Source organism: Halobellus rarus (assembly GCF_024494595.1).
Classification (GTDB): Archaea; Halobacteriota; Halobacteria; order Halobacteriales; family Haloferacaceae; genus Haloquadratum; species Haloquadratum rarum.
In genome coordinates this window covers 180,024-201,280 of sequence record NZ_JANHDI010000001.1, presented here as the reverse complement: position 1 = coordinate 201,280, position 21,257 = coordinate 180,024, and the positions used below count along the sequence as shown (strand labels likewise).

Sequence of the window (21,257 nt, the reverse complement as noted above, 5' to 3'; positions counted from 1 at the left end):
GATGCTCCGGAGTTTCCTTCGCAACCTCCATAGCGGCCCGCTCGCGCTTCAGTTGCGTCGGTTTGTCATCGTGGGCGCGGTCACCGCCGGGATCCAGATGGTACTCTTGTGGCTGTTCGTCGACGTCGCGGGACTGTTCTACCTCCTGGGTGCGCTCTTCTCGATCGAGATCACGATCGTGCTCTCGTACGTCCTCAACAACGCCTGGACGTTCGAGGCCACGCAGAACACCGGGACCGTCGAGTTCCTCTACGGCCTACTCAAGACGAACGTCGTCCGCGGGACGGCGATCCCGATCCAGCTCGCGGTGCTGTATCTGCTCGTCGAGTCGGCGGCACTCCTGTATCTCGCGGCCAACGCCGTGGCGATCTTCGTGAGCGGGATCTATCGGTACGTCCTCGACGCGAAGTGGACGTGGGGCCAGTAGCCGATCGCGGTCACGGCCGAAACCGGACGCGGTCGAACGCCGAGGTTACGTTCCGTGGCTCCAGCTGTCCATATACTCGGCCTGGGCGTCGCTGAGCGAGTCGATCTCGACGCCCTCGGCGTCGAGTTTGATCTCTGCGACCTCGCGATCCAGTTCGTCGGGGACGTCGTGGACGCCGGGGCCGTACTCGTCGCCGTGCTCGACGAGTTCGCGCACGCAGACAGCCTGGATCCCGAAGGACTGGTCCATCACTTCCACGGGATGACCCAGCGCGATGGGCGAGGCGAGGTTGACGAGGCGGCCCTCCGCGAGGACGTTGAGCCGGCGGCCGTCGGCCATCTCGTAGGCGCGGACGCCGTCGCGCGCCTCGTACTCGTCGACCGCGAGATCCGAGAGCGCGTCCAGGTCGATCTCGATGTCGAAGTGGCCGGCGTTCGCGAGCAGGGCCCCGTCCGGCATCACCTCGAAGTCCTCGCGGGTGATGACGTCGCGGTTGCCCGTCGTCGTGACGAAGACGTCGCCGACCTCGGCGGCCTCGTTCATCGGCATCACGTCGTAACCCTCCATATGGGCTTCGAGCGCGCGGCGGGGTTCGACCTCCGTGACGATCACGTTCGCGTTCTGGCCGGCGGCCTTCTTCGCGACGCCCTTCCCGCAGTAGCCGTAGCCACCGACGACGACGTTCTTGCCCGCGTACGAGAGGTTCGTCGTCATCGCGATGGTCGCCAGCGAGGACTCGCCGGTCCCGTGGACGTTGTCGAACAGGCGCTTCATCGGGGTGTCGTTGACGGCGAAGACCGGGTACTTCAGTTCGCCGTCCTCGTCCATCGCACGCAGGCGGTGGACGCCGGTCGTCGTCTCCTCGGCCCCGCCGACGATGGTGTCGATGAGTTCGGGGTAGTCCTCGTGGATGGCGTACACCATATCCATCCCGTCGTCGACGGTGATCGTCGGGTCGTGGGAGACGACGGCCTCGATGGCGGCGTAGTAGTCGTCGTCGCCGACGCCGCGCTTCGCGTAGGAGGTGATGTCGTCGTTGGCGTCGAGCGCCGCGCTCACGTCGTCGTGCGTCGAGAGGGGGTTACAGCCCGTGATCGCGACCTCCGCGCCGCCGAGGGCGAGCAGTTCGACGAGGTTCGCCGTCTTCGCCTCGACGTGCATCGCCATCCCGAGTGTCTGCCCTTCGAGCGGTTTCTCGGCCTCGAACTGCTCGCGGAGTTCCCGCAGGATGGGCATGTGTTGCAGCGCCCAGTCCATCTTCCGGCGTCCCTCGGTGCGAGCGGCCTCGAGGTCGTCGAGTTGCTCGCCGATCGGTGGATACGTACTCATACCTCCCGGTTACGGCAGGCGGGCCAAAACGCTACCGACCTACCTTTTTGGCGTGGCGGGTTTCCTCGCTCACTGCGTTCGCTGCGGGAACCCGCCACGCAAAAACCTAGAGGGAAAAATGCCGCTCGGCTCGCGTTCGCGAGCCTCGCGGTACAACTGCTAGAACAACCACGCGAGTCGTACCTCCGCGTGACCCGACCCACCACTGAATCGTCCGGCACCGCGATACGGGAACGGCACGACCACTGCCTCGCGTCGACAGACTGCTGTAAGTTTATATGCGAACACGGGACCACGACCGGTGTGACGTAGGATTCGCCCCGCGTCGGGTCGCGATTGCTCGGCACGTCGACGCGGGACAGCGAGGGGACCACCGGTCGAGGAGGAGCGGGTCGTCAGCGAGAGCGGGTGCCGACTGTTCGCCCCAAGCGCAACGGACAGCCTCTGCGCCAGCACTAGAACGGTTACGGCGGGTTGTGATTCGACCTCCGGTAAACGTTTGAGTACTCCCTCCGAACGTACGCCCGTCGGAGATGTCCGCACCCGAAAGCGATCCGAGCCGCGAAGACGGGAGGGAGGGCCCACTACCGCGGTCGGAGGCACTGACGTTACTGGCGAGCGACTCCGGAGCCGAGCTACTGCAGGCCGCAGGGCGGCCGGGAACGGCCTGCGAGCTCCGCGACCGCTCGGGGATCCCGCTGTCGACAGTCTACCGCGAGGCACACAAGCTCGTCGAGGCGGGGCTGCTCGAAGAGCGGGTCCGCGTCGACGCCGAGAACGGCCGGCACGCCAGCGTGTACGAACGTGCCGTCGAGTCGCTGACAGTGTCGATCACCGACGAGGGCGTCGAGGTCCGACCGGAGTGATCGGAGCGCCGAAGCTCCGGATCAGGCGGACGACTCCGGCAGCGTGAACGCCAGCCGGTCACCCTCGGTGATCTCGCGATCGGTCGTCCAGTGATAGCCGACCTCGAGCACGTACTGGCCGCGGCCGGGGTACCGCTGCGCCTCTCCGTCCTCGTCGGGAGCGGGTTCGGGCGCGTGGTGGATTCGGGTGATCGTCCCGTCGGCGTCGACGTAGACGATGTCGATCCCGAAGTCCATCTCCCGCATCACGAACGTCCGGTCGTCGACGGTGTCGTACACGAACAGCATTCCGCGATTCTCCGGCAGAGATTCGGTGTCGCTGAGACCGAGATAGCGGAGCTCTCGCGTATCGGCGATCGCCGCCGTGACCGATCCGAGCGGGTCGCCATCGGGTGTGCGAACCTCGATCTCGGTCGTCGCGTAGTTCTCGTGGACCGAGGCAGTTGTCCGCGTTGGGTCGCTCGCGGAGTCGTCGACGCCGGCGGTGTCGCTCACGCAACCCGAAAGCCCCACCGTGGCGGTTCCGCACAGTCCGAGGTACGTGCGCCGGCGCATCCTCACTCCGCGCGAGCGACGAGGTCGACCGCGCGCTGCCGTGCCGTCTCGACGACCTCGCGCTCGTCGAGCGTCAGGACCTCTCGATCCCGCATCAGAACCCGCCCGTCGCAGACCGTGTGGCGGACGTCGGAGCCGCGGACGGCGTACGCCAGGTGGCTCACCGGATCGTGCGCCGGCGCGAGGTGCGGCGCGTCGAAGTCGACGACCGCGAGGTCCGCGGCGGCACCGACTTCCACCCGACCGCCCGGTAGCGACAGCGCCGCTGCGCCCCCTTCGGTGGCCATCGTCACGGCCGCTTCGGCGGGAACCGCGGACGCGTCGTCGGCGCCGATTTTCCCGAGCATTGCGGCGTCGCGGAGTTCGTCGAAGAGGTCGAGGTCGTTGTTCGAGGCCGCCCCGTCGGTGCCGAGCGCGACCGTCACACCGGCGTCGAGGAGGGCCTGAACGGGCGCGATCCCCGAGGCGAGTTTCATATTCGACGCCGGGCAGTGGACGACCGCCGTCCCGCGCTCGGCCAAGAGTTCGATCTCGCTCTCGTCGACGTGGACGCCGTGGGCGAGGAAGTCGGCGTCCGAGAGGAGACCGACGTCGTCGGCGTACGAGAGCGGCCGCTCCGAGCGCTCCTCGACGATCGGATCGACCTCGTCGCGCGTCTCGTTCGCGTGCGTGTGGATCGGGATGCCGTCCTCGTGCGCCTCGGCGACGGCCTCGCGGAGCAGGGGTTCGTCGACCGTCGTCAGCGAGTGCGGCATCACTGCCGTCCGGACCCGACCGTCGGCCGCGCCGTCGTACTCTCGGGCGACGTCGAGGCTCTCTCTGACGTCCGCGCGGGCCGACTCGTCGTCCTTGCCGACGGTGACGACGCCGTGGCCGACACGGGCGCGCATCCCCGCCTCGTCGACGGCCGCGACCACCTCGGGCACGTGGAAGTACATATCCGCGAACGTCGTCGTCCCCGAGCGGATCATCTCGACGAGGCCGAGTTCCGTCCCGGCGCGGACGTCCTCGGCGGTGAGTTCGGCCTCCGCGGGCCAGATGTCCTCGCGGAGCCACGCGTCGAGCGGCTTGTCGTCGGCGTAGCCGCGGAGAAGCGTCATCGCGGCGTGCGTGTGCGCGTTCACCAATCCCGGCATCACGATCCCACCCGAAGCGTCGAGCGTCTCGTCGGCGTCGCGGTCGGTCATCAGGTCTGGGCCGATTTCGACGATTCGGCCGTCGCCGCGATCGACGAGGACGTCCGCCTCGACGACGGTAGCGTCCGGCCGCAACGCCCGACCGCCGGAGACGAGAAGCGTGTCCGAAGCCATACCGGTCGGTACCGACGGCGGGCGTATGAGGCTATCGTCTGGGTGCCGCCGGTCGGAGCGCAGTGGCTCTGGAGAGACCGGGCGGAAGCGTCCACATCGGCGGAGACGCCCTCTCTCGTAGAGTTTAAACCGGGGCGCGACGAACGCCCGCGTATGAGCGACGACGAGAACGGGGGCCGACGCGACCTCCGGATGCCCGACGACGACGAGGTGTTCGCCGTCGTCACGGATATGCTGGGGGCGAATCGCGTGAAGGTCCGGTGTGCCGACGGCGTCGAGCGCACCGCACGGATCCCCGGCCGGATGCAAAAGCGGATCTGGATCCGCGAGGACGACGTCGTCCTCGTCGAACCGTGGGACTGGCAGGACGAGAAGGGCGACATCACCTGGCGCTACGAGAACTCGGAGGCCGAGCAACTCCGCGAGGAAGGACACATTCAGTGACTGACCCCGACGAGTACGGTTTTTTGGCGCCCGAAGAGGCAGACGCCCCCGGCGACGAGTGGGAGGAGATAGACGTTTCCGACACCGAGGCCGACCGCATCGCCCGGCGGCGGGACCGCGAGTTCGACGACTTCCGCAAGCGGCTGAAGGACGCCGACCAGTTCAAAGTCGAGCAGTCGGTCTTCGACGACGCCACGTTCGCGGCGATCTACAAACTCGTCCAGGACGGCCACATCGACGCCTTCGGCGGACCGATTTCGACCGGCAAAGAGGCGAACGTCTACGAGGCGCTCGGCAGCGACGACGGGACGGAGCGGGACGTCGCGGTGAAAATCTACCGGATCAACGCCTCGAACTTCCGGCAGATGCGGGAGTACCTGGAGGGCGACCCACGCTTCGAGGGGATCGGCAACGACAAGAAACAAGTCGTACTCGCGTGGACCCAGAAGGAGTTCGCGAACCTCTCGCGCGCCCGACAGGCGGGCGTTCGCGTTCCAAAGCCGATCGCCGTCGAGCGCAACGTTCTCGTGATGGAACTCGTCGGGCTGGTCGAAGACCGGGCGCGGCGGCTGGCGGAGGTCGACGTCGAGAACCCGGAGACGGCCTACGAGGTCGTCTCCGAGTACATGCGTCGGCTCCACGCCGCCGGCCTCGTCCACGGCGACCTCTCGGAGTACAACATGATCATCCACGAGGGCGAACTCGTCGTGATCGACCTCGGACAGGCGGTGACGGTCCATCACCCGAACGCCGGGGAGTTCCTCCGACGGGACTGCCGGAACGTCGCCGCGTTCTTCGGCCGGCAGGGGCTCGACGTGACGGGCGACGACCTCTTCGAGTTCGTCACGTCCGTCGAGGCCGATCCGAGCGGGACGCCAGACGGCCCCGACGATTCCGACGACCGCCGCAATTCCGACGGTTCGTCGGCGTAACCGCGCGGATCGCGAGTCGTGGGACCGAACCACGAACAAACGCTTAAACCGTTCCGTCCGGTATTCGGCGTATGAAGCACGTGAAGGTACCGCAGGACCGCATCGGTGTTCTCATCGGCGAGGGCGGTGAGACGATGCGCGAGATCGAGCGCCGGGCCGAAGTGCGTCTCGATATCGACTCCGAGAGCGGATCGGTCGCGATCGACGACGTCGGCGACCCCGTGAGCGGGATGCTCGCACCCGACATCGTCCGGGCGATCGGGCGGGGGTTCACGCCCGAGTCGGCGCTGTCGATCCTCGACGACGACCTCCGGACGTTCGAACTCGTCGACCTCGAATCGCACACGCGTAACAAGAACGACCTCAAGCGACAGAAAGGTCGGCTCATCGGCGAGAACGGCCGGACACGCGAGCTTATGGAGGAACTCACCGGTGCGGAGGTCGTCATCAAGGGCACGACGCTCGGCATCATCGGCCAACCCGAAGAGGTCGAGGCCGTCCGCCGCGCCGTGGGGATGATCCTCGACGGCGCGCCGCACGGCGCGGTCTACTCGTTCCTCGAACGGAAGCACAACGAACTCACGCAGGGGTTCGACGTCCGGCAGTCCGGTTGAGCGGCCGCGGTCGATCCGAGATCGGGCGGTCGCGATCGACGCGAACGGAATGAGACTAGTTCTGGCCGTATTCAGCCCCGAGATACGTTGCGACGCGCCGAGCCCTCGCCGTGTCGATCGTCCAGACGCCGTCCCACTCGACGTCGTCTTCGGTGATCGCGACGAGTGCCGCACCGACCGCCTCGGACTCCGGCGGCGGGACGAAGACGACGAACCACCCGCACCGGATCTCCGGGACGTCCTCGTTGTGCACGGTGAGGGCTCGAGACTCCAGCGGATCGGTGTCGCCGACGCCGTACACGTGGACGTCGAGGTCCGTATCGGCCAGCCTCTCGTAGGCGCGTTCGGTCCCGCGCTCGTCGACGATGCGCGAGAGGCGCTGAAAGCCCGTGTGGAGTTCGCCGCTGCCGTGGCGAAGCGCCATCGCCTCGATGTACCGCGAAATCTCGATAAGCAGGAGTTTGCCCTTCGTCCCGGCGGGGTAACCGCGGACGCGGAAGCGCGTGCCCTCCAAGTCGCGAACGACGGCGGGCGTGTCGACGTCTCCCAGCGGTCGCGTGCCGGTGATGTACAGATCGGAGTTGACCGCGAGGATCGAATCGCGGACGTCACCGAACTCGGACTCGGCGACGACGCGTCCGTCTCTCCGCAACTGGACCACGTCGGACTCGGAGAGCACGCGGGCGACCTCGTCGACGGCGACGGGCTGCCCCTCGAAGAGCGAGTCCAACATTCGGGCGACCATCGGGGGCTGCTCGCTGTTGACGATCGAGAGCGACGTCTCGTGGTCGCCGTCGGCGAACTCGTCGATGAACTCCCGAAGCCCCATCGCTCGATGTATGTTCAGTCTCGGTAATAGAGTTTTACACACCGGCTGCGAAATCGAATATATAAATACGTTCATTGGGAGAGATTAACACGCATTTTTCGGACGGTATGACGTTTCTGCCTGTCGCTAGCGAAGCTTTTTTATAGAATCACAAACAATCAACGGGTGATTATGTCTCAGCGAATGCAGCAGGGCCAGCCTATGATCATTCTGGGCGAGGACTCCCAGCGTACACAGGGGAAAGACGCGCAGTCGATGAACATCTCGGCGGGCAAAGCGGTCGCCGAATCCGTTCGGACCACGCTCGGTCCGAAAGGGATGGACAAGATGCTCGTCGACTCCGGCGGATCCGTCGTCGTCACGAACGACGGCGTCACGATCCTCAAGGAGATGGACATCGACCACCCCGCGGCGAACATGATCGTGGAAGTCTCCGAGACCCAGGAGGACGAGGTCGGCGACGGAACCACGACCGCCGTCGTCGTCGCCGGTGAACTCCTCGATCAGGCCGAGGAGCTCATCGACCAGGACGTCCACGCGACGACGATCGCCCAGGGCTACCGCCAGGCTGCAGAGAAGGCCAAGGAGATCCTCGAGGAGAACGCCATCGAGGTAAGCGAGGACGACCGCGAGACGCTCGTGAAGATCGCCGAGACGGCGATGACCGGCAAGGGCGCCGAATCCTCGAAGGATCTGCTCGCCGAACTCGTCGTCGACGCCGTGGTGGCCGTCGCCGACGACGACGACATCGACACGGAGAACGTCTCCGTCGAGAAGGTCGTCGGCGGTTCGATCGACAACTCCGAGCTCGTCGAGGGCGTCATCGTGGACAAAGAGCGCGTCCACGAGAACATGCCCTTCGGCGTCGAGGACGCGAACGTCGCGCTGTTCGACGGCGCACTCGAAGTCCGCGAGACAGAGATCGACGCGGAAGTCAACGTCACCGACCCAGACCAGCTTCAGCAGTTCCTCGACCAGGAAGAGAAACAGCTGAAAGAGATGGTCGATAAGCTCGTCGACGTCGGCGCCGACGTCGTCTTCGTCGGTGACGGCATCGACGACATGGCCCAGCACTACCTCGCGAAGGAGGGCATCCTCGCGGTCCGCCGCGCGAAGTCCTCCGACCTGAGCCGACTCGCCCGCGCGACCGGCGGAAACGTCGTCGGCTCGCTCGACGACATCGAGGCCGACGACCTCGGCTTCGCCGGCTCCGTCGCCCAGAAGGACATCGGCGGCGACGAGCGAATCTTCGTCGAGGACGTCGAGGACGCCAAGTCCGTCACGCTCATCCTGCGCGGCGGCACCGAGCACGTCGTCGACGAGCTCGAACGCGCCATCGAGGACTCCCTCGGCGTCGTCAAGACGACGCTCGAAGACGGAAAGGTCCTGCCCGGCGGCGGCGCGAGCGAGACCGAACTGTCGATGCAGCTCGGCGAGTTCGCCAGCTCCGTCGGCGGTCGCGAGCAGCTCGCCATCGAGGCGTTCACCGAGGCGCTCGACGTCATCCCGCGCACGCTCGCGGAGAACGCCGGCCTCGACCCCATCGAGTCGCTCGTCAACCTCCGCAAGGAGCACTCCGACGGCAACTTCGCTGCGGGTCTGGATGCCTACACCGGCGACATCGTCGACATGGAGGACGACGGCGTCGTCGAACCCCTCCGCGTGAAGACGCAGGCCATCGAGTCCGCCACCGAGGCGGCCGTGATGATCCTCCGCATCGACGACGTCATCGCTGCCGGCGACCTCAAGGGCGGCGGCAGCGACGACGGCGGCGACGAGGGCGGCGCGCCCGGCGGTGCCGGCGGTATGGGCGGCGGCATGGGCGGCATGGGCGGCATGGGCGGCGCAATGTGAAGTCGGTCACGTAGCCAACACCCCCCACGCCGACGCCCCGCACGAACCGCGCGCCGAACGCCTCGCGACGAACCCGACTTTTTCGACGACTGAATCGCTGAGCGGCCGGCTGTCTGACTCGGTAGCTCTGCGACCTCGCCGGAGCGACTATGTGAGCCGGTAACGAATCACGACAGGATGGGCGATAGAGCGTGCTACCGCGAGACGTGTCCGCATTGCGACGCGTCAGTGACGATCGTCGACGAGGAGTGTCCGGACTGCGGGCGTCCGCTGGCCGAACGGTGACGTCGAAAAACCAGAAGAGGGGAGTCGCGCTGTCGGCTCCTCGGGACGGTCGAGAGCGGTCTACTCGGTCCGGTCGATGTCGATCTGCTCGCGGATCGCGGACAGCTCCTCGGAGTCGGCCAGCGATTCGACCTGCGTCCGGAAGTGCCGCTCACAGAGTCCGACCTTGATCCCGTCTTTCTCCGCGGCGTAGGCGGCGTCCCGGTCGCAGTAGTGGCACTTCATATCCCTCCTTCGGTCCCCTCGGGGTTTAAGTCTACGCTCGCGGCTATCTCAACCGAGAATCGGCGTCAGACGTCCGACAGACGCGCGTCGAAGGCGTCGAACTCGGTCGACGGCGGCCCGGCGACGCCGAGCGTCCGGTCGTGGGCGTCCGATCCGCCGGTGACGAGCAGGTCCGCGTCCGCGGCGACGCGGTCGAGGTGCGCTCGATCCTCCCGCTGGGCGCTGGATCCGCTGTATGGGTAGAACCGCTCGACAGCGTCGAGTTCTCGGGCGCGTTCGAGCGCCGATTCGGGATCGGGATAGCGGAACGGGTGTGCCAGGGCGACGACGGCACACGACTCTCGGAGGACGTCAGCACCGGCCGAGAAGGAGGGGACCCACCGCTCGACGTAGCAGGGGCGGCCGTTGCCGATCAGGTCCTCGAACGCCTCCTCGAAGTCGTAGGGCGCGTCGCTCGCCTCGATGGCGCGGGCGATGGTCGGCCGGCCGATCCCGTCTTCGAGCGCCACGTCGAGGTCGACGTCGAGTCGCTCCTCGACGCGCGAGACGATCTCGGCCCCGCGCCGCTTCCGGTCGCGCTGAATCCGCGACGTCACCGTCTCGATCGCCCCGGTCGCTTCCAGTCCGTACCCTAGGAGGTCGAGACGCTGGTCCCCGGCGTCGACGCGGAGCTCGATCCCGCGGATAACGGTCACGCCGTCGAGCGTCTGGACGGGCGCGTTCAGGTCCGGATGGACCCGGTCGTGGTCCGTCACGGCGACGACGTCGACGCCGCCGTCGCGTGCGGCGTCGGCGAGTTCGGGAACCGTCAGAACGCCGTCGGAAGCGGTCGTGTGGACGTGGAGGTCCGCCGCCGGAGGATCCCCAGGAGTGGGATCGCCGTTTCGCTCGCTTTGCACGCGTTTCGATGCGCGTCTGCGAAGTAAAGCAGTTGTGCCACGGCACGGTCAGTGTGTCACATCAAGTCGATATTAGTGAGATTATTTTTCGATTAAGGATATGTAAGGTGCTGAAAGGAATACCCGGTCTATAAAGACCATAACAGAAAACCATTAAGAACCTCCAGCGATCAGAGACGGATGCAATGCGCTTGAACCGCACCGGCGATCTCATCGACGCGCACGAGTTCCCGGCAACGACCGAGGACCTCATCGAGGCGTACGGCGACCAGACTATCGAACTCCCCAACGGGACCGCCCGCCTCGGAGACGTACTCGCCCGTGCGGGTTCAGAGACCTACGCCAGCGCCGACGACGCCCACTCGGCGCTGCTGTGCGGCCTCGGTCACGAGGCCATCGGCCGACGGTACTACAGCGACCGCGACGCCTACGCGATGGGCGAAGACGGCCCGCAGCAGGTCTCGTTCTGAGAGACGCGAAAGAGCAGTGTCGCGGTTTTTTGTACGAAGCAGCGACCGAGTAGCAGCGGTTAGAACGGCAGATCGAGCGGGACGCTGCCTTTCGTGTACCCCTCGACGCGGCCGGACGGCCTGAGTCGGAAGACCACGGCCGGCCGGTGGTGCACTTCGGGCTTTTCGGCAAGTACCGATCGCCACTCGTCGTCGGGGAACGACGAGCAGTCGACGAACAGGACGACGCCGCCGCCGTGTTCCTCCAGTTGGCCCTCCGACTTCGTCGACGCCGTGTCGCGGACGGCCGCGACCGGCGTGCCCGCCCGGCGGTCGCCCGTCGGCGTCGGCCGGGTCACCTCGACGAGGACGGCGTCGCCGCCGCTGCCCGCGCGGTAGTCGATGGCGTGGCCGGTCGACACCTCGATCTCGGGTTCGATCTCGTAGCCGGCCTCGACGAGCAGGTGGCCGACGTTGAACTCGCCCATCGTCGCCGTCATCCGGGTGTGATCGAGGTACTCGGAGGTGCCGAGTTTGCCGGCCATCACCTCTCGCCACTCGTCGAGCACGCGGGTCCGAAGGAACGACTCGTAGAACTCCAGAGCCTCCTCGCGTGTCGCGTCCGGGAACCCCGCGGCGTGTTCGTCGAAGAACTCCCGCGTCGTCTCGCGACCGTCCTTCGAGAGGAAGACGGGCAGAAAGAACCAGGAGAGGTGCGGATACGGTTCGAGCCAGGGGCTCTCCTCGTGTAACTGGGCGGTGAGTTCCCGCGTGGCCCACGTGGAGACGTCGTCGGGGACGGTCCCGAAGTTGTACTTCTCGGTCCGCCAGAGCGCCTCGGGCGTCTCGGTGTTGCCGAGCCAGTAGGCCTCGTCGTCGTTCCACAGAAACAGGGCGACGTCGCCGTTGTCCATCTCGAATCGCTCGCCGTTGTACCGGTCGGGCTGTTTGAACCACGGGTTTCGACGCGTCGCGCCGAGATTGCGGTCTAAATCGCGGTAGATCTGACCCGCCACCCGGTCTTCGGTCCAGCGACCGGGGGCGTGTCGAAAGCGTAGGGGGCGTGCCACACCCGTGGATAACGTGCCGATCGGTTTATACTGTCGCCTGCGAGTGCACAGTGTCCCGGAAGCGGCGCTGTCCCCCGTCGTCCGGTCGACCCCGCCAGTCGTCCCCCGAGAGCGGCGATACATATATGTGGGTTGCATTCACACGGTATGTCGTACCATGTCGATGGGCGCATACGACGACGACGAACACGAGCGTCGCGAGCGGAAGAACGGTGCGGTCGATACGGACTTCTCGGACGACCGAACGGTGTATCGAGGGTCCATAGAGTACGACTCCGGCGACTCGACCGAGGCGCTCCTCGACCAGTTCAAGCAGCTGCAGGGCGAGTGACGGCCGCGCACGTTCGGGACGGAAGGGTAGACGAGGCGCGGTCAGTTGGCGGTTGGGTGCGGTTCCCGGACGCGTAGCGTCGCCAGCGCCGCCGCCGAGACCACCGTCACCGCGACGATGTGCCCCCCGACGGCGACGAGAAGCACCGGGCGGTCGAGCAGAAACGGCACCATCGCGAGTTGCGTCAGGCCGAACCCGACGTTGAGTGCGTCGAGACGCCTGAGTCGACGGGCCGTCTCGGGGTCGAACTCGTACCGCCACGAGCGCCACAGGGCCACGACCGCGGCCCACCACGAGGTCCCGATGCGGTAACAGAGGTCCCAGAGGATCAACAGCGTGAGGTAGACCACCGGAACCGCCGGGTCGGGGCCGAACAGCCACTCCAGGAGCGGCGGATCGGCCGATCGCGGGTCGAAGACGAACAGGTGCGTCACGAGCGCGACGAACGCGAGGATGCCGAGCACGACCTCGATGCTCGATCCGAACAGGAGGCGTCGGTACGGTTCGGGGAGGTCGAGACGACGCATCCGCCGGCCGAACTGCCGCATCACTCCGCTGCCGGCGGCCGCGACGGCGACGGCGACAGTCCCCGGGAGGACGGCGGCCCAGACGTCGTAGAACCACGCGAGAAGCAGTACGCCCGTCTCGAAGAGCGCCAACTGGATCGCGATCGCCTGCCAGTCCGTGAGGTCGACCCCCGGGATCGCGCCGACGATGCTCTCGTAGACCCAGGTGTCGCCGTAGCGCTCGACGTCCTCCCCTGACCGGCCGGATGCTCCGTTCATCAGCGATCCGATACCCGACCCGCCGAATCGGTGGCCTCGTTCGAAACGGCGCGCTCCTGCATCTCCGCTTCGTCGTCGGAGACGCGCTCGACACGAGGCCCGGAGAGACCGTCGCTCTCGTGCCTCGAAGGCGACCCGCCGTCGGTCTTCACCGCTCTGCCCAGCGCCTTCGCGACCGCCTCGTCGAACGGCGTGCGCTCGACGTCGACCAGCGATTCGATCCGGTGATCCCGCACGACAACGGGGTTCTTCAGCCCCTCGATCAGCGGGCGGGCGACTGACGTGGGAATATCGGTGACGAGGCCGATCCACAGCGAGGAGAGTTTCGGCGAGAGGATCGGGACCGGAACGATCCGCGGCGCGCGACCGCGGTAGCTGCCGACTCGGGTCAGAATCTCGCGGTACGTCAGCACGTCCGGGCCGCCGATCTCGTAGGTCTCGCCCGCCGTCTCGGGGACGTCGAGGACACCGACGAGGTACTCGACCGCGTCGTCGATTGCGATCGGCTGACACTTCGTCTCGACCCACCTCGGCGTCACCATCACCGGGAGTCGCGAGGACAGTTGCTCGATCATCTCGAAACTCGCCGACCCGTCGCCGATCAGGATCGCAGCCCGGAGCGTGGTGAGCTCGTACTCGCCCTCGCCGAGGATCCGCTCGACCTCCCGTCGGGATCGGAGGTGCTCGGAGAGGCGGTCGCGGTCCTCGCCGAGACCGCCGAGGTAGACGACGCGGTCGACGCCGCGTTCGGAGGCCGCACGCGCGAAATTCTCCGCCGCGCGGCTGTCGCGCTCCTCGAAGTCCGCACCGGCCCGCATCGAGTGGACGAGGTAGTAGGCGGCGTCGACGTCGAGGGCGGCGTCGAAACTCCCGGGCTCCAGCAGATCGCCCTCGACGACGCGGACTCCCTCGGGCGCGTCGTATCGGGAGGCGTCGCGGACGAGCGCCGTCACGTCGTGGCCAGCCGCCAGCAGCGCGGGAACGAGACGGCCGCCGACGAACCCCGTCGCGCCCGTCACGAGAACTCTCATACCGACTCGTCGTGCCGCGGCCTGTTAACCGTTCCCGCCGCGGTCAGACACGGCGAGCGGTGCCGCCGCCGCGGGCGCCGTCACTCGGCGTCGTCGACGGCGTCCCAACCGGGCGTCTCCGGCGCGCCGCGAGCGACTTCGATCTCGTCTCCGGTCGGAGCGTCGGGTGCGCGCGACCCGATCGCGTCGGTCGTCGTTTCGTCGCCGTCGATAGCAGCAGTGTCGTCGTTGCCAACGCCAGCAGCGTCATCGCCGGTGTTGTCGGCCTCCCCATCGGCCGCAGCCTCCCACTCGTCGATCGCGCGTCCGACCCACGAGTCGGCGTCGAGCACGTCGGCCGTCCCCGCGGCCGCCCGCTCGTCGTCGACGTCGAGCGTCCCCGGCCGCGACCCGGCGGCCACGCCGACGAAGGCGGCTCTGTCGGTCTCTCGGAGAGCTCCCTCACGCATCCGTTCGACGGCGCCCGCGAGCTCGTCGGGATCGGGATAGCCGAACAGCTTCGCGCCGAGCGCCTGCGGGCCGAGCAGCGGTCCCTCGTACTCCCCGGGGTCGTCGTCGAGGAGCCGTTCGCCTCCGTGCTCGGCTTCGACGCGCTCGCACTCGGTTCCGACCCCGAGGTCGAGGTTGTAGCTGGGGTACGCCCCGCACTCACCGGGGTAGGTGTCGGCGTCGTGGATCCGGCACTGGAGCGTCTCCGGATCGAGGAAGACGCAGGTTCTCAGCCACCGTCGGTCGGTGTCGAACGGCGCGACCGGCTTCGGCGCGTTCCGCAACCCGACGAAGAAGACGGGGCGGCCGCCGACGGCAGCGAGACGAACGCCGTCGACGACGACGCCCGGCGTCTCCTCGTCGACGCGCCAGAGCCGCGGCGTCAGGGCATCGCCGAAGCCGCGCTCGACGAACCGCGCCACCTCGTCGCGCGTCAGCGGCACGAGGTTGTACGCGTCGTCGAGCGGCTCGCCGGGACCGCGGCGCTCGTGGTTCGACGGCGTCGAGGCGAGCGGCCGCCAGTCGAGACAACAGCCGGCGCAACCCTCGCAGTTCAGTTTCATCGGGTCGAGTCGGGATCCCTCGGATCCGCCTCGGGCGTCGCGGTCTCGTCGTCCGGATCGGGCAGCGCCACGGTCCGCGACGACTCGCCGACGCAGTTGCGGCCGCCGGGCTCCCGCACGAGAGTGGTCATTCAGCCATCAGTTCGTCGGACTGCCAGTAGAAGTTACCGATACCTAATATATCGGACGTGTCTCGCAGGTGGTTTCACGCTCGACCGCGTCGATCGGGTATGACGAGTGAGCCCTGCGACGGCTGCGGTCGATCCGTGCGGATCGCCGGCGGCATCGGCGACTTCTGGTCGTTCGAGACCGAATCGAGCGGCGGGATGACGCTCGAACTCGACGACGGCGGGGAGTTCTTCCTGTGTCACGACTGCATCGCGCGGCTCCCCGACGACCGCGTGGTGACGAGCGAGGACGTCGAATCGCTGTGAACGGTTAGCACTCGCTTCGTCGCCCAGTGACTGCTTTGTCGCCCAGTGACTGCCTCGCCGCAGTCGTCGAATACGCCCCTCCTCCTCAGCAGAGAAACCGTAGCCGAATCGGGTGGTCGGAGGCGTCGCCACGAGCGGACGGCGTCACGAGAAGCGTCAAAGAAGGCGGGAGTTAGCCGGGGACTGCCGGTAGTCGTGAAAGCCAACGTCGGCGCGACGCTGCACGAGTTCGCAGAGAAGCGGAGAGGCGCGAGCGCATCTCCGAGATGTTGCGGCCGCCGACCACCGCAGTCGGGGGAGTGGGCTGCCTGGGATCAGGCTCAGATGACGCGGTTCTGGAGGTAATCCAGGTGTTTCGCGTTGTAGACGATCTGCACCTCGTCGGCCGCCGGCGAGCCGATGCAGGTCAGGCGGACGTTCTTCTCTTCGACTTCCTCGTCGGAGAGGATCTGCTGCATATCCATATCGATCTCGCCCTCCGTGAGGATCGCCGCGCAGTTCGCACAGGCACCGGCGCGGCACGAGAAGGGCCAGTCGTAGCCCTGTGCCTCGGCGGCTTCGAGGATGTACTCGCCCTCATTGACTTCAATGGAACCGTAGTCCTCGTCGTCCAGCCCGGCGTCAGCGGCCTGCTCGAAGAGGTCGTCGTCGTCCATATTCCAGCCCTGGTCGTCCAGCACTTCGTAATTGAGGTATTCTACGGTAGGCATCAGCAGGATATTTGTATGCCATCCCATTAGACTTTGCTGTTCAGTTCGCCTCCGTCGCCGGGTTAATCTCAAAAAACTGTCCGGTTCGTGCCCGACCGGCGACACGATCGGGAACACGTTCGGCCGTCTGCAGACGTTACCGAATCGGAGAACGGTGTCGCTCCGTTCGATTTGCCCTCCGTCCGTCGCCGATCCATTTCGCCTGGCTACGTCGTCGGCATATCGCCCTGCTACGTCGCCGACTCGATCGCCTGCTCCAGATCGGCGACGATGTCGCCGACGTCCTCGATGCCGACCGACAGTCGGACCATATCGGGCGTCACGCCCGCCGCCTGCTGTTCCTCCTCGGTCAGCTGCTGGTGCGTCGTCGACGCCGGGTGGATCACGAGCGTCTTCGCGTCGCCGACGTTCGCGAGCAGCGAGGCGAGTTCGACGTTGTCGACGGTGTCGCGAGCGGCGTCGTAGCCGGCTTCGAGGCCGAAGGTGATCATCCCGCCGTAGCCGCCTTCGAGGTACTCAGAGGCCTCCTCGTGGGTCTCGTGGCTCTCCAGTCCGGGGTAGTTGACCCACGAGACCGCCTCGTGGTCTTCGAGGAACTCCGCGACTACCAGCGCGTTCTCGCAGTGGCGCTCCATCCGCATCGGAAGCGATTCCAGTTTCTCGATGGTGTTCCACGCGTCGAACGGCGACTGGGCGTTGCCGAGATCGCGCAGACCGCGGGCGATGGCGGCGTAGGTGAACGCCGCGTCGCCGAAGCGCTCGGCGAAGTTGACGCCGTGGTAGGCGGGGTTCGAGGCACCGATCTCGGGGTACTTCTCGGCGTTCTCGCCCCAGGGGAACGACCCGCCGTCGACGAGGATCCCCCCGACGGTCGTGCCCGCGCCGTGGATCCACTTGGTCGTGGAGTTCCACACCAGGTCCGCGCCGTGCTCGATCGGCCGGCAGAGATACGGCGTCGCGAACGTGTTGTCGACGAGCAAGGGGACGTCGTGGTCGTGGGCGATGTCGGCGATCCGCTCGATGTCGGGGGTGACGAGCGCCGGGTTGCCGATCGTCTCGAGGTGGACGTAGGCGGTGTCCTCGTCGATGGCCTCCTCGTAGGCGTCGTAATCGAGCGTGTCGACGAACTTCGTCGTGATGCCGCGGCGCTCGACGGTGTGCGTGAAGTACGTGTAGGTGCCGCCGTACAGCGACGACGCCGTGACGATGTTGTCGCCGGCGGAGGCCAGGAGGAACGTCGCGAGGTCGAGCGCGGCCATCCCCGAGGACGTCGCGGCCGCGCCGATACCGCCCTCCAGCGACGCGAGGCGCTCCTGCAGCGTCGCGACCGTCGGGTTCATCAGTCGGCTGTAGATGAACCCCTCTTTCTCCAGGGCGAACTGCCCCGCGGCGTCCTCGGCGTCGTCGAAGACGTAGGAGGTCGTCTGATAGATCGGCGGTGCGCGCGCTCCGGTGGCCGGATCCGGTTCCTGCCCAGCGTGGAGACTGCGGGTTCCGAATCCGAGCGGCTTTTCGCTTTCGTCTGCCATACTGCTCCTTTTTCGAGGGACATCCTAACCGCCGTGACGTGTGCAATTTCCGCCGGTATCTGCGACGACAGGTCCCGACGCGGTCGGTCGGGTCCTGACCGAAATGAAAGGGCAGCCGCCGCTCAGGCCGTCGAACGGCCGCCGGGCGACGCCCCGGCGAACAGCAGTCCAAGCGCGACGACGCCCACGCCGAGCACGCTCGTCGTCGAATCGGTGCCGACCACGAGGAGGACGACGGCCGCGACGAGGACGACGCCGCCGACCGAAACGGCGAGCGCACGGCCGCGGTCGATCAGCACCGCGACCCCGGCCGCGACGAACGCGATGCCCGCGAACCCACCGGCGACGACGATGTCCGCGACGGCACCGCGCGCGAGCAGATCGACGCCGCGCGCGCCGGCCACCGGGACCAGGAAACCGCCCCACGCGAGCACGCCGCCCGCGACGGCGACGAGCAGGCCGACGAGGCGAGTCAGAAACTCCGACGGAGACATACCTCCGACGACGGGGCGGACCGAAAAGTGCGTTCGGGTTCGACGTCGAACCAGGGTCGTCGACGAAGGGAGACGCGACTCACTGACTGAACAGCGAAGCGTGCACGGGCGCGAAGTCGTTCCCGGTGTCGGGGTCGGGTTCGTCGGTGTCGTGGACGGCCCGCCCCTCGACGCCGGCGTCGAGGAAGTCCCGCAGCGGCGGCCCGACCTTCTCGGGTTCGACGAGGAACGCGTCGTGGCCGTGGTCGGACTCGATGACGTGGTGGGCGACCGGGACGTCGTTCTCGCGGAACGCGGCCGCGACCGTCTCGGACTGCTCGGTGGTGAAGTGCCAATCCCCCGTGAACGAGAGCAACAGCGCCTCGCCCTCGAAGGCCGCGAGGGCGCGGGCGTCGTCCTCGTAGCCCTCCGCGAGGTCGTAGTCGTCCATCGCGCGGGTGAGATACAGATACGAGTTGGCGTCGAAGCGATCGACGAACTTCTCGGCCTGGTAGTCGAGATACGACTCCACGTCGCGGTACGGGAAGAACGCCGCCGCCGGGTCCGACGGGAACGAGTCCCGCCGGGCGTCGCGGCCGGCCGCGCGGCGGCCGAACTTCTGCTCCATCGACGATTTTGAGAGGTACATTATGTGGCCGATCTGTCGAGCGATCGCGAGGCCGTCCGTGGGTCGCTCGTCGCTCCCGTAGTACTCGCCGCCGTTCCAGTTCGGATCGGCGGTGATCGCCCGGCGCGCGACGGCGTCGAGGGCGAGACACTGCGCGTCGAGGCGGGCCGCGGCGGCGACGGAGACGACGTAGCGGGCGTCGTCGGGGTAGCGCTTCGCCCAGTCGAGGGCGTTCATCCCGCCGACGCTGCCGCCGACGACGGCGTGGAGGCGGCCGACGCCGAGTTGATCCAGCAGCAGTCGCTGCGAGCGGGTCCAGTCGTCGACGGTGACGGGCGGGAAGTCCGTGCCGTACACGTCGCCCTCGGGATCTTCCGAGGCGGGACCGGAGGTGCCGTAACACGACCCGGGAATGTTGGCGCAGACGACGTAATACTCGTTGGTGTCGATGGCCTTCCCGGGCCCGACGATGTCGTTCCACCAGGCGCGCGCCTGTCCGGTGGTCTCGGAACCGTAGCCGGCGACGTTCTGACTGCCGGTGAGGGCGTGACAGACCAAAACTGCGTTATCGCCGTCGAACTCGCCGTAGGACTCGTAGGCGACTTGGAGGTTCTCGATCTCGTCGCCGGAGGCGAAGTCGAACCGACCGAGGTCGACGGTGCCGCTTTCGGTTTTCATCGCTCGCCCTCCACTGCTCCGTTCTCGCGTCCGTCGTCCGCCCCCGAACCGTCTCGGGTCGCCGCGCGGATCGCCCGATCCAGGTCGGCGATCACGTCGGCGGCGTCCTCGATGCCGACCGAGAGCCGGAGCATCTCGGGCGAGAGCCCCGCGGCCCGCTGTTCCTCCTCCGAGAGCTGAGCGTGAGTGGTCGACGCCGGGTGGATCACGAGCGTCTTCGCGTCGCCGATGTTCGCGAGGAAGGAGGCGAGTTCGGTCTCCTCGCAGGTCCGCTTGGCCGCCTCGAACCCGGCCGCGAGGCCGAAAGTGACCATTCCGCCGAACTCCTTGGACTCGCTCGATCCCAGGTACCGCCGCGCGTTCTCGTGCGTCGGATGCGACTCGAAGCCCGGATACGACACCCAGGCGACGTCCGCGTGGTCGCGGAGGAATTCAGCGACCGCGCGGGCGTTCTCGCAGTGGCGGGCCATCCGGAGCGGCAGGGTTTCGAGCCCCTGGATCGTCTGCCAGGCGTCGAAGGGCGACTGCTGGTTTCCGAGCGTCCGCAGCGCGCGCTGGCGGACGGCGTTCGCGAACGCGGCGTCGCCGTAGCGCTCGACGAAGTCGACGCCGAACGCGGGGTTCTCCCCGGAAAGCTCGTCGTAGTCGGCGTGTTCCCAGGGGAACGTGCCGCCGTCGACGAGGATGCCGCCGATGGTCGTGCCCGACCCGTGGATCCACTTCGTCGTCGACTCCCAGACGACGTCCGCGCCGCGTTCGATCGGCCGACAGAGGTACGGCGTCGCGAACGTGTTGTCGACGACGAGCGGCGCGGCGTTCGCGTGGGCGACGTCCGCGAGGCGCTCGAAGTCGGGCGTCTTCAGCGACGGGTTGGCGATGGTCTCGACGTGGACGAAGGCGGTGTCCGCGTCGATTTCCTCGGCGTAGGCTTCGTAATCGAGGGTGTCAACGACCCGGACGTCGACGCCGCGGCGCGTCGCCATCTTCGTGAGGTACGTCGCGGTGCCGCCGTACATGTCCGCGCTCGCGACGACGTTGTCGCCGGCGCTGGCGAGGATGCTCGTCGTCGAGTCCAAGGCGGCCATCCCCGAGGCGGTCGCGACCGCGGCGACGCCGCCCTCCAGCGCCGCGAGCCGGTCCTCTAAAATCCGCGTCGTCGGGTTCGAGATCCGCGAGTAGACGTCGCCGTCGGCCGTGAGCGCGTACAGGTCCGCGGCGTGGTCGGCGTCCTCGAAGGCGTAGGAAGTGGTCTGATAGATCGGCGGCGCGCGAGCGCCCATCGCCTCGTCCGGCTCCTGACCGGCGTGCAGACTCCGGGTGTGGAACCCATCGACCATACTATGTGTTATATGCATATTCGTTCGTGGACTTATAACCAGCGGTTACGGCCGTGGCGGCAGTGAAGCTCTTTCTTCCGCCGCGGCTCGGTCGGAAAGGGGGCTAGGGAAGTCGAATTCGACGGGTAGACCACGCAAAACAGGCCCGGAGGCCTTTTTCATTGTGAGACGTGGGGGTCGA

At 67.2% G+C, this 21,257-nt stretch carries 25 protein-coding genes; 9 read left to right on the top strand and 16 right to left on the bottom strand.

All coding sequences use genetic code 11. The features are described 5' to 3' along the window. Window position 1: 1 nt before the first annotated feature. Window positions 2-427 (top strand): GtrA family protein, encoded by a 426-nt coding sequence (locus NO876_RS01080; protein ID WP_256419825.1) that lies wholly within the window; start codon window positions 2-4, stop codon window positions 425-427. A gap of 45 nt (window positions 428-472) precedes the next feature. Here the strand turns inward: NO876_RS01080 and NO876_RS01075 are convergent, their stop codons facing one another. After that, window positions 473-1,756: an adenosylhomocysteinase gene (locus NO876_RS01075; RefSeq protein ID WP_256419824.1), complete on the bottom strand. Its 1,284-nt coding sequence runs from the start codon at window positions 1,754-1,756 to the stop codon at window positions 473-475. Between the two features lie 533 nt (window positions 1,757-2,289). On the opposite strand from NO876_RS01075, the gene NO876_RS01070 reads away from it, so the two are divergent. After that, window positions 2,290-2,622: a helix-turn-helix domain-containing protein gene (locus NO876_RS01070; protein WP_256419823.1), complete on the top strand. Its 333-nt coding sequence runs from the start codon at window positions 2,290-2,292 to the stop codon at window positions 2,620-2,622. 21 nt (window positions 2,623-2,643) lie between these two features. On the opposite strand, the gene NO876_RS01065 is transcribed toward NO876_RS01070, so the two are convergent. Together NO876_RS01065 and NO876_RS01060 are read right to left on the bottom strand one after the other, a co-directional pair. Beyond that, window positions 2,644-3,177 carry a DUF192 domain-containing protein gene (locus tag NO876_RS01065; protein ID WP_256419822.1) on the bottom strand — a complete coding sequence of 178 codons (534 nt, stop codon included), beginning with the start codon at window positions 3,175-3,177 and terminating at the stop codon, window positions 2,644-2,646. Between the two features lie 2 nt (window positions 3,178-3,179). Further along, a complete protein-coding gene (locus NO876_RS01060) occupies window positions 3,180-4,487 on the bottom strand; it encodes an amidohydrolase (protein ID WP_256419821.1) in 1,308 nt (435 codons plus the stop codon). 153 nt (window positions 4,488-4,640) lie between these two features. On the opposite strand from NO876_RS01060, the gene eif1A reads away from it, so the two are divergent. From eif1A to NO876_RS01045, 3 genes are all read left to right on the top strand, one after another. Further along, the gene (gene eif1A / locus NO876_RS01055) at window positions 4,641-4,931 is read left to right on the top strand and encodes a translation initiation factor eIF-1A (protein ID WP_256419820.1); all 291 of its coding nucleotides are present in this window, start codon (window positions 4,641-4,643) and stop codon (window positions 4,929-4,931) included. Further along, window positions 4,928-5,863 carry a serine/threonine-protein kinase Rio1 gene (rio1, locus tag NO876_RS01050; RefSeq protein ID WP_256419819.1) on the top strand — a complete coding sequence of 312 codons (936 nt, stop codon included), beginning with the start codon at window positions 4,928-4,930 and terminating at the stop codon, window positions 5,861-5,863. The genes eif1A and rio1 overlap by 4 nt, the downstream gene beginning before the upstream one ends. A gap of 71 nt (window positions 5,864-5,934) precedes the next feature. Beyond that, the gene (locus NO876_RS01045; protein WP_103990968.1) at window positions 5,935-6,477 is read left to right on the top strand and encodes a KH domain-containing protein; all 543 of its coding nucleotides are present in this window, start codon (window positions 5,935-5,937) and stop codon (window positions 6,475-6,477) included. 55 nt (window positions 6,478-6,532) lie between these two features. On the opposite strand, the gene NO876_RS01040 is transcribed toward NO876_RS01045, so the two are convergent. Continuing rightward, on the bottom strand, window positions 6,533-7,306 hold the full coding sequence (locus NO876_RS01040; protein WP_256419818.1) for a DICT sensory domain-containing protein: 774 nt from the start codon (window positions 7,304-7,306) through the stop codon (window positions 6,533-6,535). Between the two features lie 201 nt (window positions 7,307-7,507). Between NO876_RS01040 and thsA the strand changes: the two genes are divergently transcribed. Continuing rightward, on the top strand, window positions 7,508-9,160 hold the full coding sequence (gene thsA, locus NO876_RS01035; protein ID WP_256420232.1) for a thermosome subunit alpha: 1,653 nt from the start codon (window positions 7,508-7,510) through the stop codon (window positions 9,158-9,160). A gap of 345 nt (window positions 9,161-9,505) precedes the next feature. Here thsA and NO876_RS01030 read toward each other — a convergent pair whose 3' ends face one another. After that, entirely contained in the window at window positions 9,506-9,670 is a 165-nt protein-coding gene (locus tag NO876_RS01030; RefSeq protein WP_170216802.1) for a DUF6757 family protein, read from the bottom strand. Window positions 9,671-9,735: 65 nt separating this feature from the next. Continuing rightward, the gene (locus tag NO876_RS01025; RefSeq protein ID WP_256419817.1) at window positions 9,736-10,569 is read right to left on the bottom strand and encodes a PHP domain-containing protein; all 834 of its coding nucleotides are present in this window, start codon (window positions 10,567-10,569) and stop codon (window positions 9,736-9,738) included. A 185-nt stretch (window positions 10,570-10,754) separates the two neighbouring features. On the opposite strand from NO876_RS01025, the gene NO876_RS01020 reads away from it, so the two are divergent. Further along, window positions 10,755-11,039 carry a DUF5789 family protein gene (locus NO876_RS01020; RefSeq protein WP_256419816.1) on the top strand — a complete coding sequence of 95 codons (285 nt, stop codon included), beginning with the start codon at window positions 10,755-10,757 and terminating at the stop codon, window positions 11,037-11,039. A gap of 59 nt (window positions 11,040-11,098) precedes the next feature. Here the strand turns inward: NO876_RS01020 and NO876_RS01015 are convergent, their stop codons facing one another. Further along, a complete protein-coding gene (locus tag NO876_RS01015) occupies window positions 11,099-12,088 on the bottom strand; it encodes a DUF5784 family protein (RefSeq protein WP_256419815.1) in 990 nt (329 codons plus the stop codon). Window positions 12,089-12,245: 157 nt separating this feature from the next. On the opposite strand from NO876_RS01015, the gene NO876_RS01010 reads away from it, so the two are divergent. Beyond that, on the top strand, window positions 12,246-12,419 hold the full coding sequence (locus NO876_RS01010; protein WP_256419814.1) for a DUF5786 family protein: 174 nt from the start codon (window positions 12,246-12,248) through the stop codon (window positions 12,417-12,419). Between the two features lie 41 nt (window positions 12,420-12,460). Here NO876_RS01010 and NO876_RS01005 read toward each other — a convergent pair whose 3' ends face one another. The 4 genes from NO876_RS01005 to NO876_RS00990 form a co-directional block, all read right to left on the bottom strand. Continuing rightward, window positions 12,461-13,204 (bottom strand): DUF7530 family protein, encoded by a 744-nt coding sequence (locus NO876_RS01005; RefSeq protein WP_256419813.1) that lies wholly within the window; start codon window positions 13,202-13,204, stop codon window positions 12,461-12,463. Then, the gene (locus NO876_RS01000) at window positions 13,204-14,235 is read right to left on the bottom strand and encodes an NAD(P)H-binding protein (protein WP_256419812.1); all 1,032 of its coding nucleotides are present in this window, start codon (window positions 14,233-14,235) and stop codon (window positions 13,204-13,206) included. The genes NO876_RS01005 and NO876_RS01000 overlap by 1 nt, the downstream gene beginning before the upstream one ends. Before the next feature lie 80 nt (window positions 14,236-14,315). Then, entirely contained in the window at window positions 14,316-15,287 is a 972-nt protein-coding gene (locus tag NO876_RS00995; protein ID WP_256419811.1) for a YkgJ family cysteine cluster protein, read from the bottom strand. After that, on the bottom strand, window positions 15,284-15,418 hold the full coding sequence (locus tag NO876_RS00990) for a hypothetical protein (RefSeq protein ID WP_256419810.1): 135 nt from the start codon (window positions 15,416-15,418) through the stop codon (window positions 15,284-15,286). Before NO876_RS00990 ends, NO876_RS00995 begins: the two co-directional genes overlap by 4 nt. A gap of 99 nt (window positions 15,419-15,517) precedes the next feature. Here NO876_RS00990 and NO876_RS00985 point away from each other — a divergent pair, with 99 nt between their 5' ends. Then, window positions 15,518-15,721 carry a DUF7561 family protein gene (locus NO876_RS00985; protein ID WP_103990978.1) on the top strand — a complete coding sequence of 68 codons (204 nt, stop codon included), beginning with the start codon at window positions 15,518-15,520 and terminating at the stop codon, window positions 15,719-15,721. Window positions 15,722-16,041: 320 nt separating this feature from the next. Here the strand turns inward: NO876_RS00985 and fer are convergent, their stop codons facing one another. From fer to NO876_RS00960, 5 genes are all read right to left on the bottom strand, one after another. After that, window positions 16,042-16,431 (bottom strand): ferredoxin Fer, encoded by a 390-nt coding sequence (gene fer / locus NO876_RS00980; RefSeq protein ID WP_256419809.1) that lies wholly within the window; start codon window positions 16,429-16,431, stop codon window positions 16,042-16,044. A gap of 230 nt (window positions 16,432-16,661) precedes the next feature. After that, complete coding sequence (locus tag NO876_RS00975) at window positions 16,662-17,960, bottom strand: O-acetylhomoserine aminocarboxypropyltransferase/cysteine synthase family protein (RefSeq protein ID WP_256419808.1); 1,299 nt, start codon at window positions 17,958-17,960, stop codon at window positions 16,662-16,664. A 122-nt stretch (window positions 17,961-18,082) separates the two neighbouring features. After that, a complete protein-coding gene (locus NO876_RS00970) occupies window positions 18,083-18,454 on the bottom strand; it encodes a hypothetical protein (RefSeq protein ID WP_256419807.1) in 372 nt (123 codons plus the stop codon). A gap of 79 nt (window positions 18,455-18,533) precedes the next feature. Then, window positions 18,534-19,739 carry a homoserine O-acetyltransferase MetX gene (gene metX, locus NO876_RS00965; protein ID WP_256419806.1) on the bottom strand — a complete coding sequence of 402 codons (1,206 nt, stop codon included), beginning with the start codon at window positions 19,737-19,739 and terminating at the stop codon, window positions 18,534-18,536. After that, window positions 19,736-21,076, bottom strand: a complete 1,341-nt coding sequence (locus NO876_RS00960) for an O-acetylhomoserine aminocarboxypropyltransferase/cysteine synthase family protein (protein WP_256419805.1) — start codon at window positions 21,074-21,076, stop codon at window positions 19,736-19,738. Before NO876_RS00960 ends, metX begins: the two co-directional genes overlap by 4 nt. Window positions 21,077-21,257 lie beyond the last annotated feature (181 nt).

Coding starts and splice junctions, on each gene's coding strand:
- NO876_RS01080 (WP_256419825.1), top strand. CDS start 2: ATGCTCCGGAGTTTCCTTCGCAACCTCCATAGCGGCCCGCTCGCGCTT.
- NO876_RS01075 (WP_256419824.1), bottom strand. CDS start 1,756: ATGAGTACGTATCCACCGATCGGCGAGCAACTCGACGACCTCGAGGCC.
- NO876_RS01070 (WP_256419823.1), top strand. CDS start 2,290: ATGTCCGCACCCGAAAGCGATCCGAGCCGCGAAGACGGGAGGGAGGGC.
- NO876_RS01065 (WP_256419822.1), bottom strand. CDS start 3,177: ATGCGCCGGCGCACGTACCTCGGACTGTGCGGAACCGCCACGGTGGGG.
- NO876_RS01060 (WP_256419821.1), bottom strand. CDS start 4,487: ATGGCTTCGGACACGCTTCTCGTCTCCGGCGGTCGGGCGTTGCGGCCG.
- eif1A (WP_256419820.1), top strand. CDS start 4,641: ATGAGCGACGACGAGAACGGGGGCCGACGCGACCTCCGGATGCCCGAC.
- NO876_RS01045 (WP_103990968.1), top strand. CDS start 5,935: ATGAAGCACGTGAAGGTACCGCAGGACCGCATCGGTGTTCTCATCGGC.
- NO876_RS01040 (WP_256419818.1), bottom strand. CDS start 7,306: ATGGGGCTTCGGGAGTTCATCGACGAGTTCGCCGACGGCGACCACGAG.
- thsA (WP_256420232.1), top strand. CDS start 7,508: ATGATCATTCTGGGCGAGGACTCCCAGCGTACACAGGGGAAAGACGCG.
- NO876_RS01030 (WP_170216802.1), bottom strand. CDS start 9,670: ATGAAGTGCCACTACTGCGACCGGGACGCCGCCTACGCCGCGGAGAAA.
- NO876_RS01020 (WP_256419816.1), top strand. CDS start 10,755: ATGCGCTTGAACCGCACCGGCGATCTCATCGACGCGCACGAGTTCCCG.
- NO876_RS01010 (WP_256419814.1), top strand. CDS start 12,246: ATGTCGATGGGCGCATACGACGACGACGAACACGAGCGTCGCGAGCGG.
- NO876_RS01005 (WP_256419813.1), bottom strand. CDS start 13,204: ATGAACGGAGCATCCGGCCGGTCAGGGGAGGACGTCGAGCGCTACGGC.
- NO876_RS01000 (WP_256419812.1), bottom strand. CDS start 14,235: ATGAGAGTTCTCGTGACGGGCGCGACGGGGTTCGTCGGCGGCCGTCTC.
- NO876_RS00995 (WP_256419811.1), bottom strand. CDS start 15,287: ATGAAACTGAACTGCGAGGGTTGCGCCGGCTGTTGTCTCGACTGGCGG.
- NO876_RS00990 (WP_256419810.1), bottom strand. CDS start 15,418: ATGACCACTCTCGTGCGGGAGCCCGGCGGCCGCAACTGCGTCGGCGAG.
- NO876_RS00985 (WP_103990978.1), top strand. CDS start 15,518: ATGACGAGTGAGCCCTGCGACGGCTGCGGTCGATCCGTGCGGATCGCC.
- fer (WP_256419809.1), bottom strand. CDS start 16,431: ATGCCTACCGTAGAATACCTCAATTACGAAGTGCTGGACGACCAGGGC.
- NO876_RS00975 (WP_256419808.1), bottom strand. CDS start 17,960: ATGGCAGACGAAAGCGAAAAGCCGCTCGGATTCGGAACCCGCAGTCTC.
- NO876_RS00970 (WP_256419807.1), bottom strand. CDS start 18,454: ATGTCTCCGTCGGAGTTTCTGACTCGCCTCGTCGGCCTGCTCGTCGCC.
- metX (WP_256419806.1), bottom strand. CDS start 19,739: ATGAAAACCGAAAGCGGCACCGTCGACCTCGGTCGGTTCGACTTCGCC.
- NO876_RS00960 (WP_256419805.1), bottom strand. CDS start 21,076: ATGGTCGATGGGTTCCACACCCGGAGTCTGCACGCCGGTCAGGAGCCG.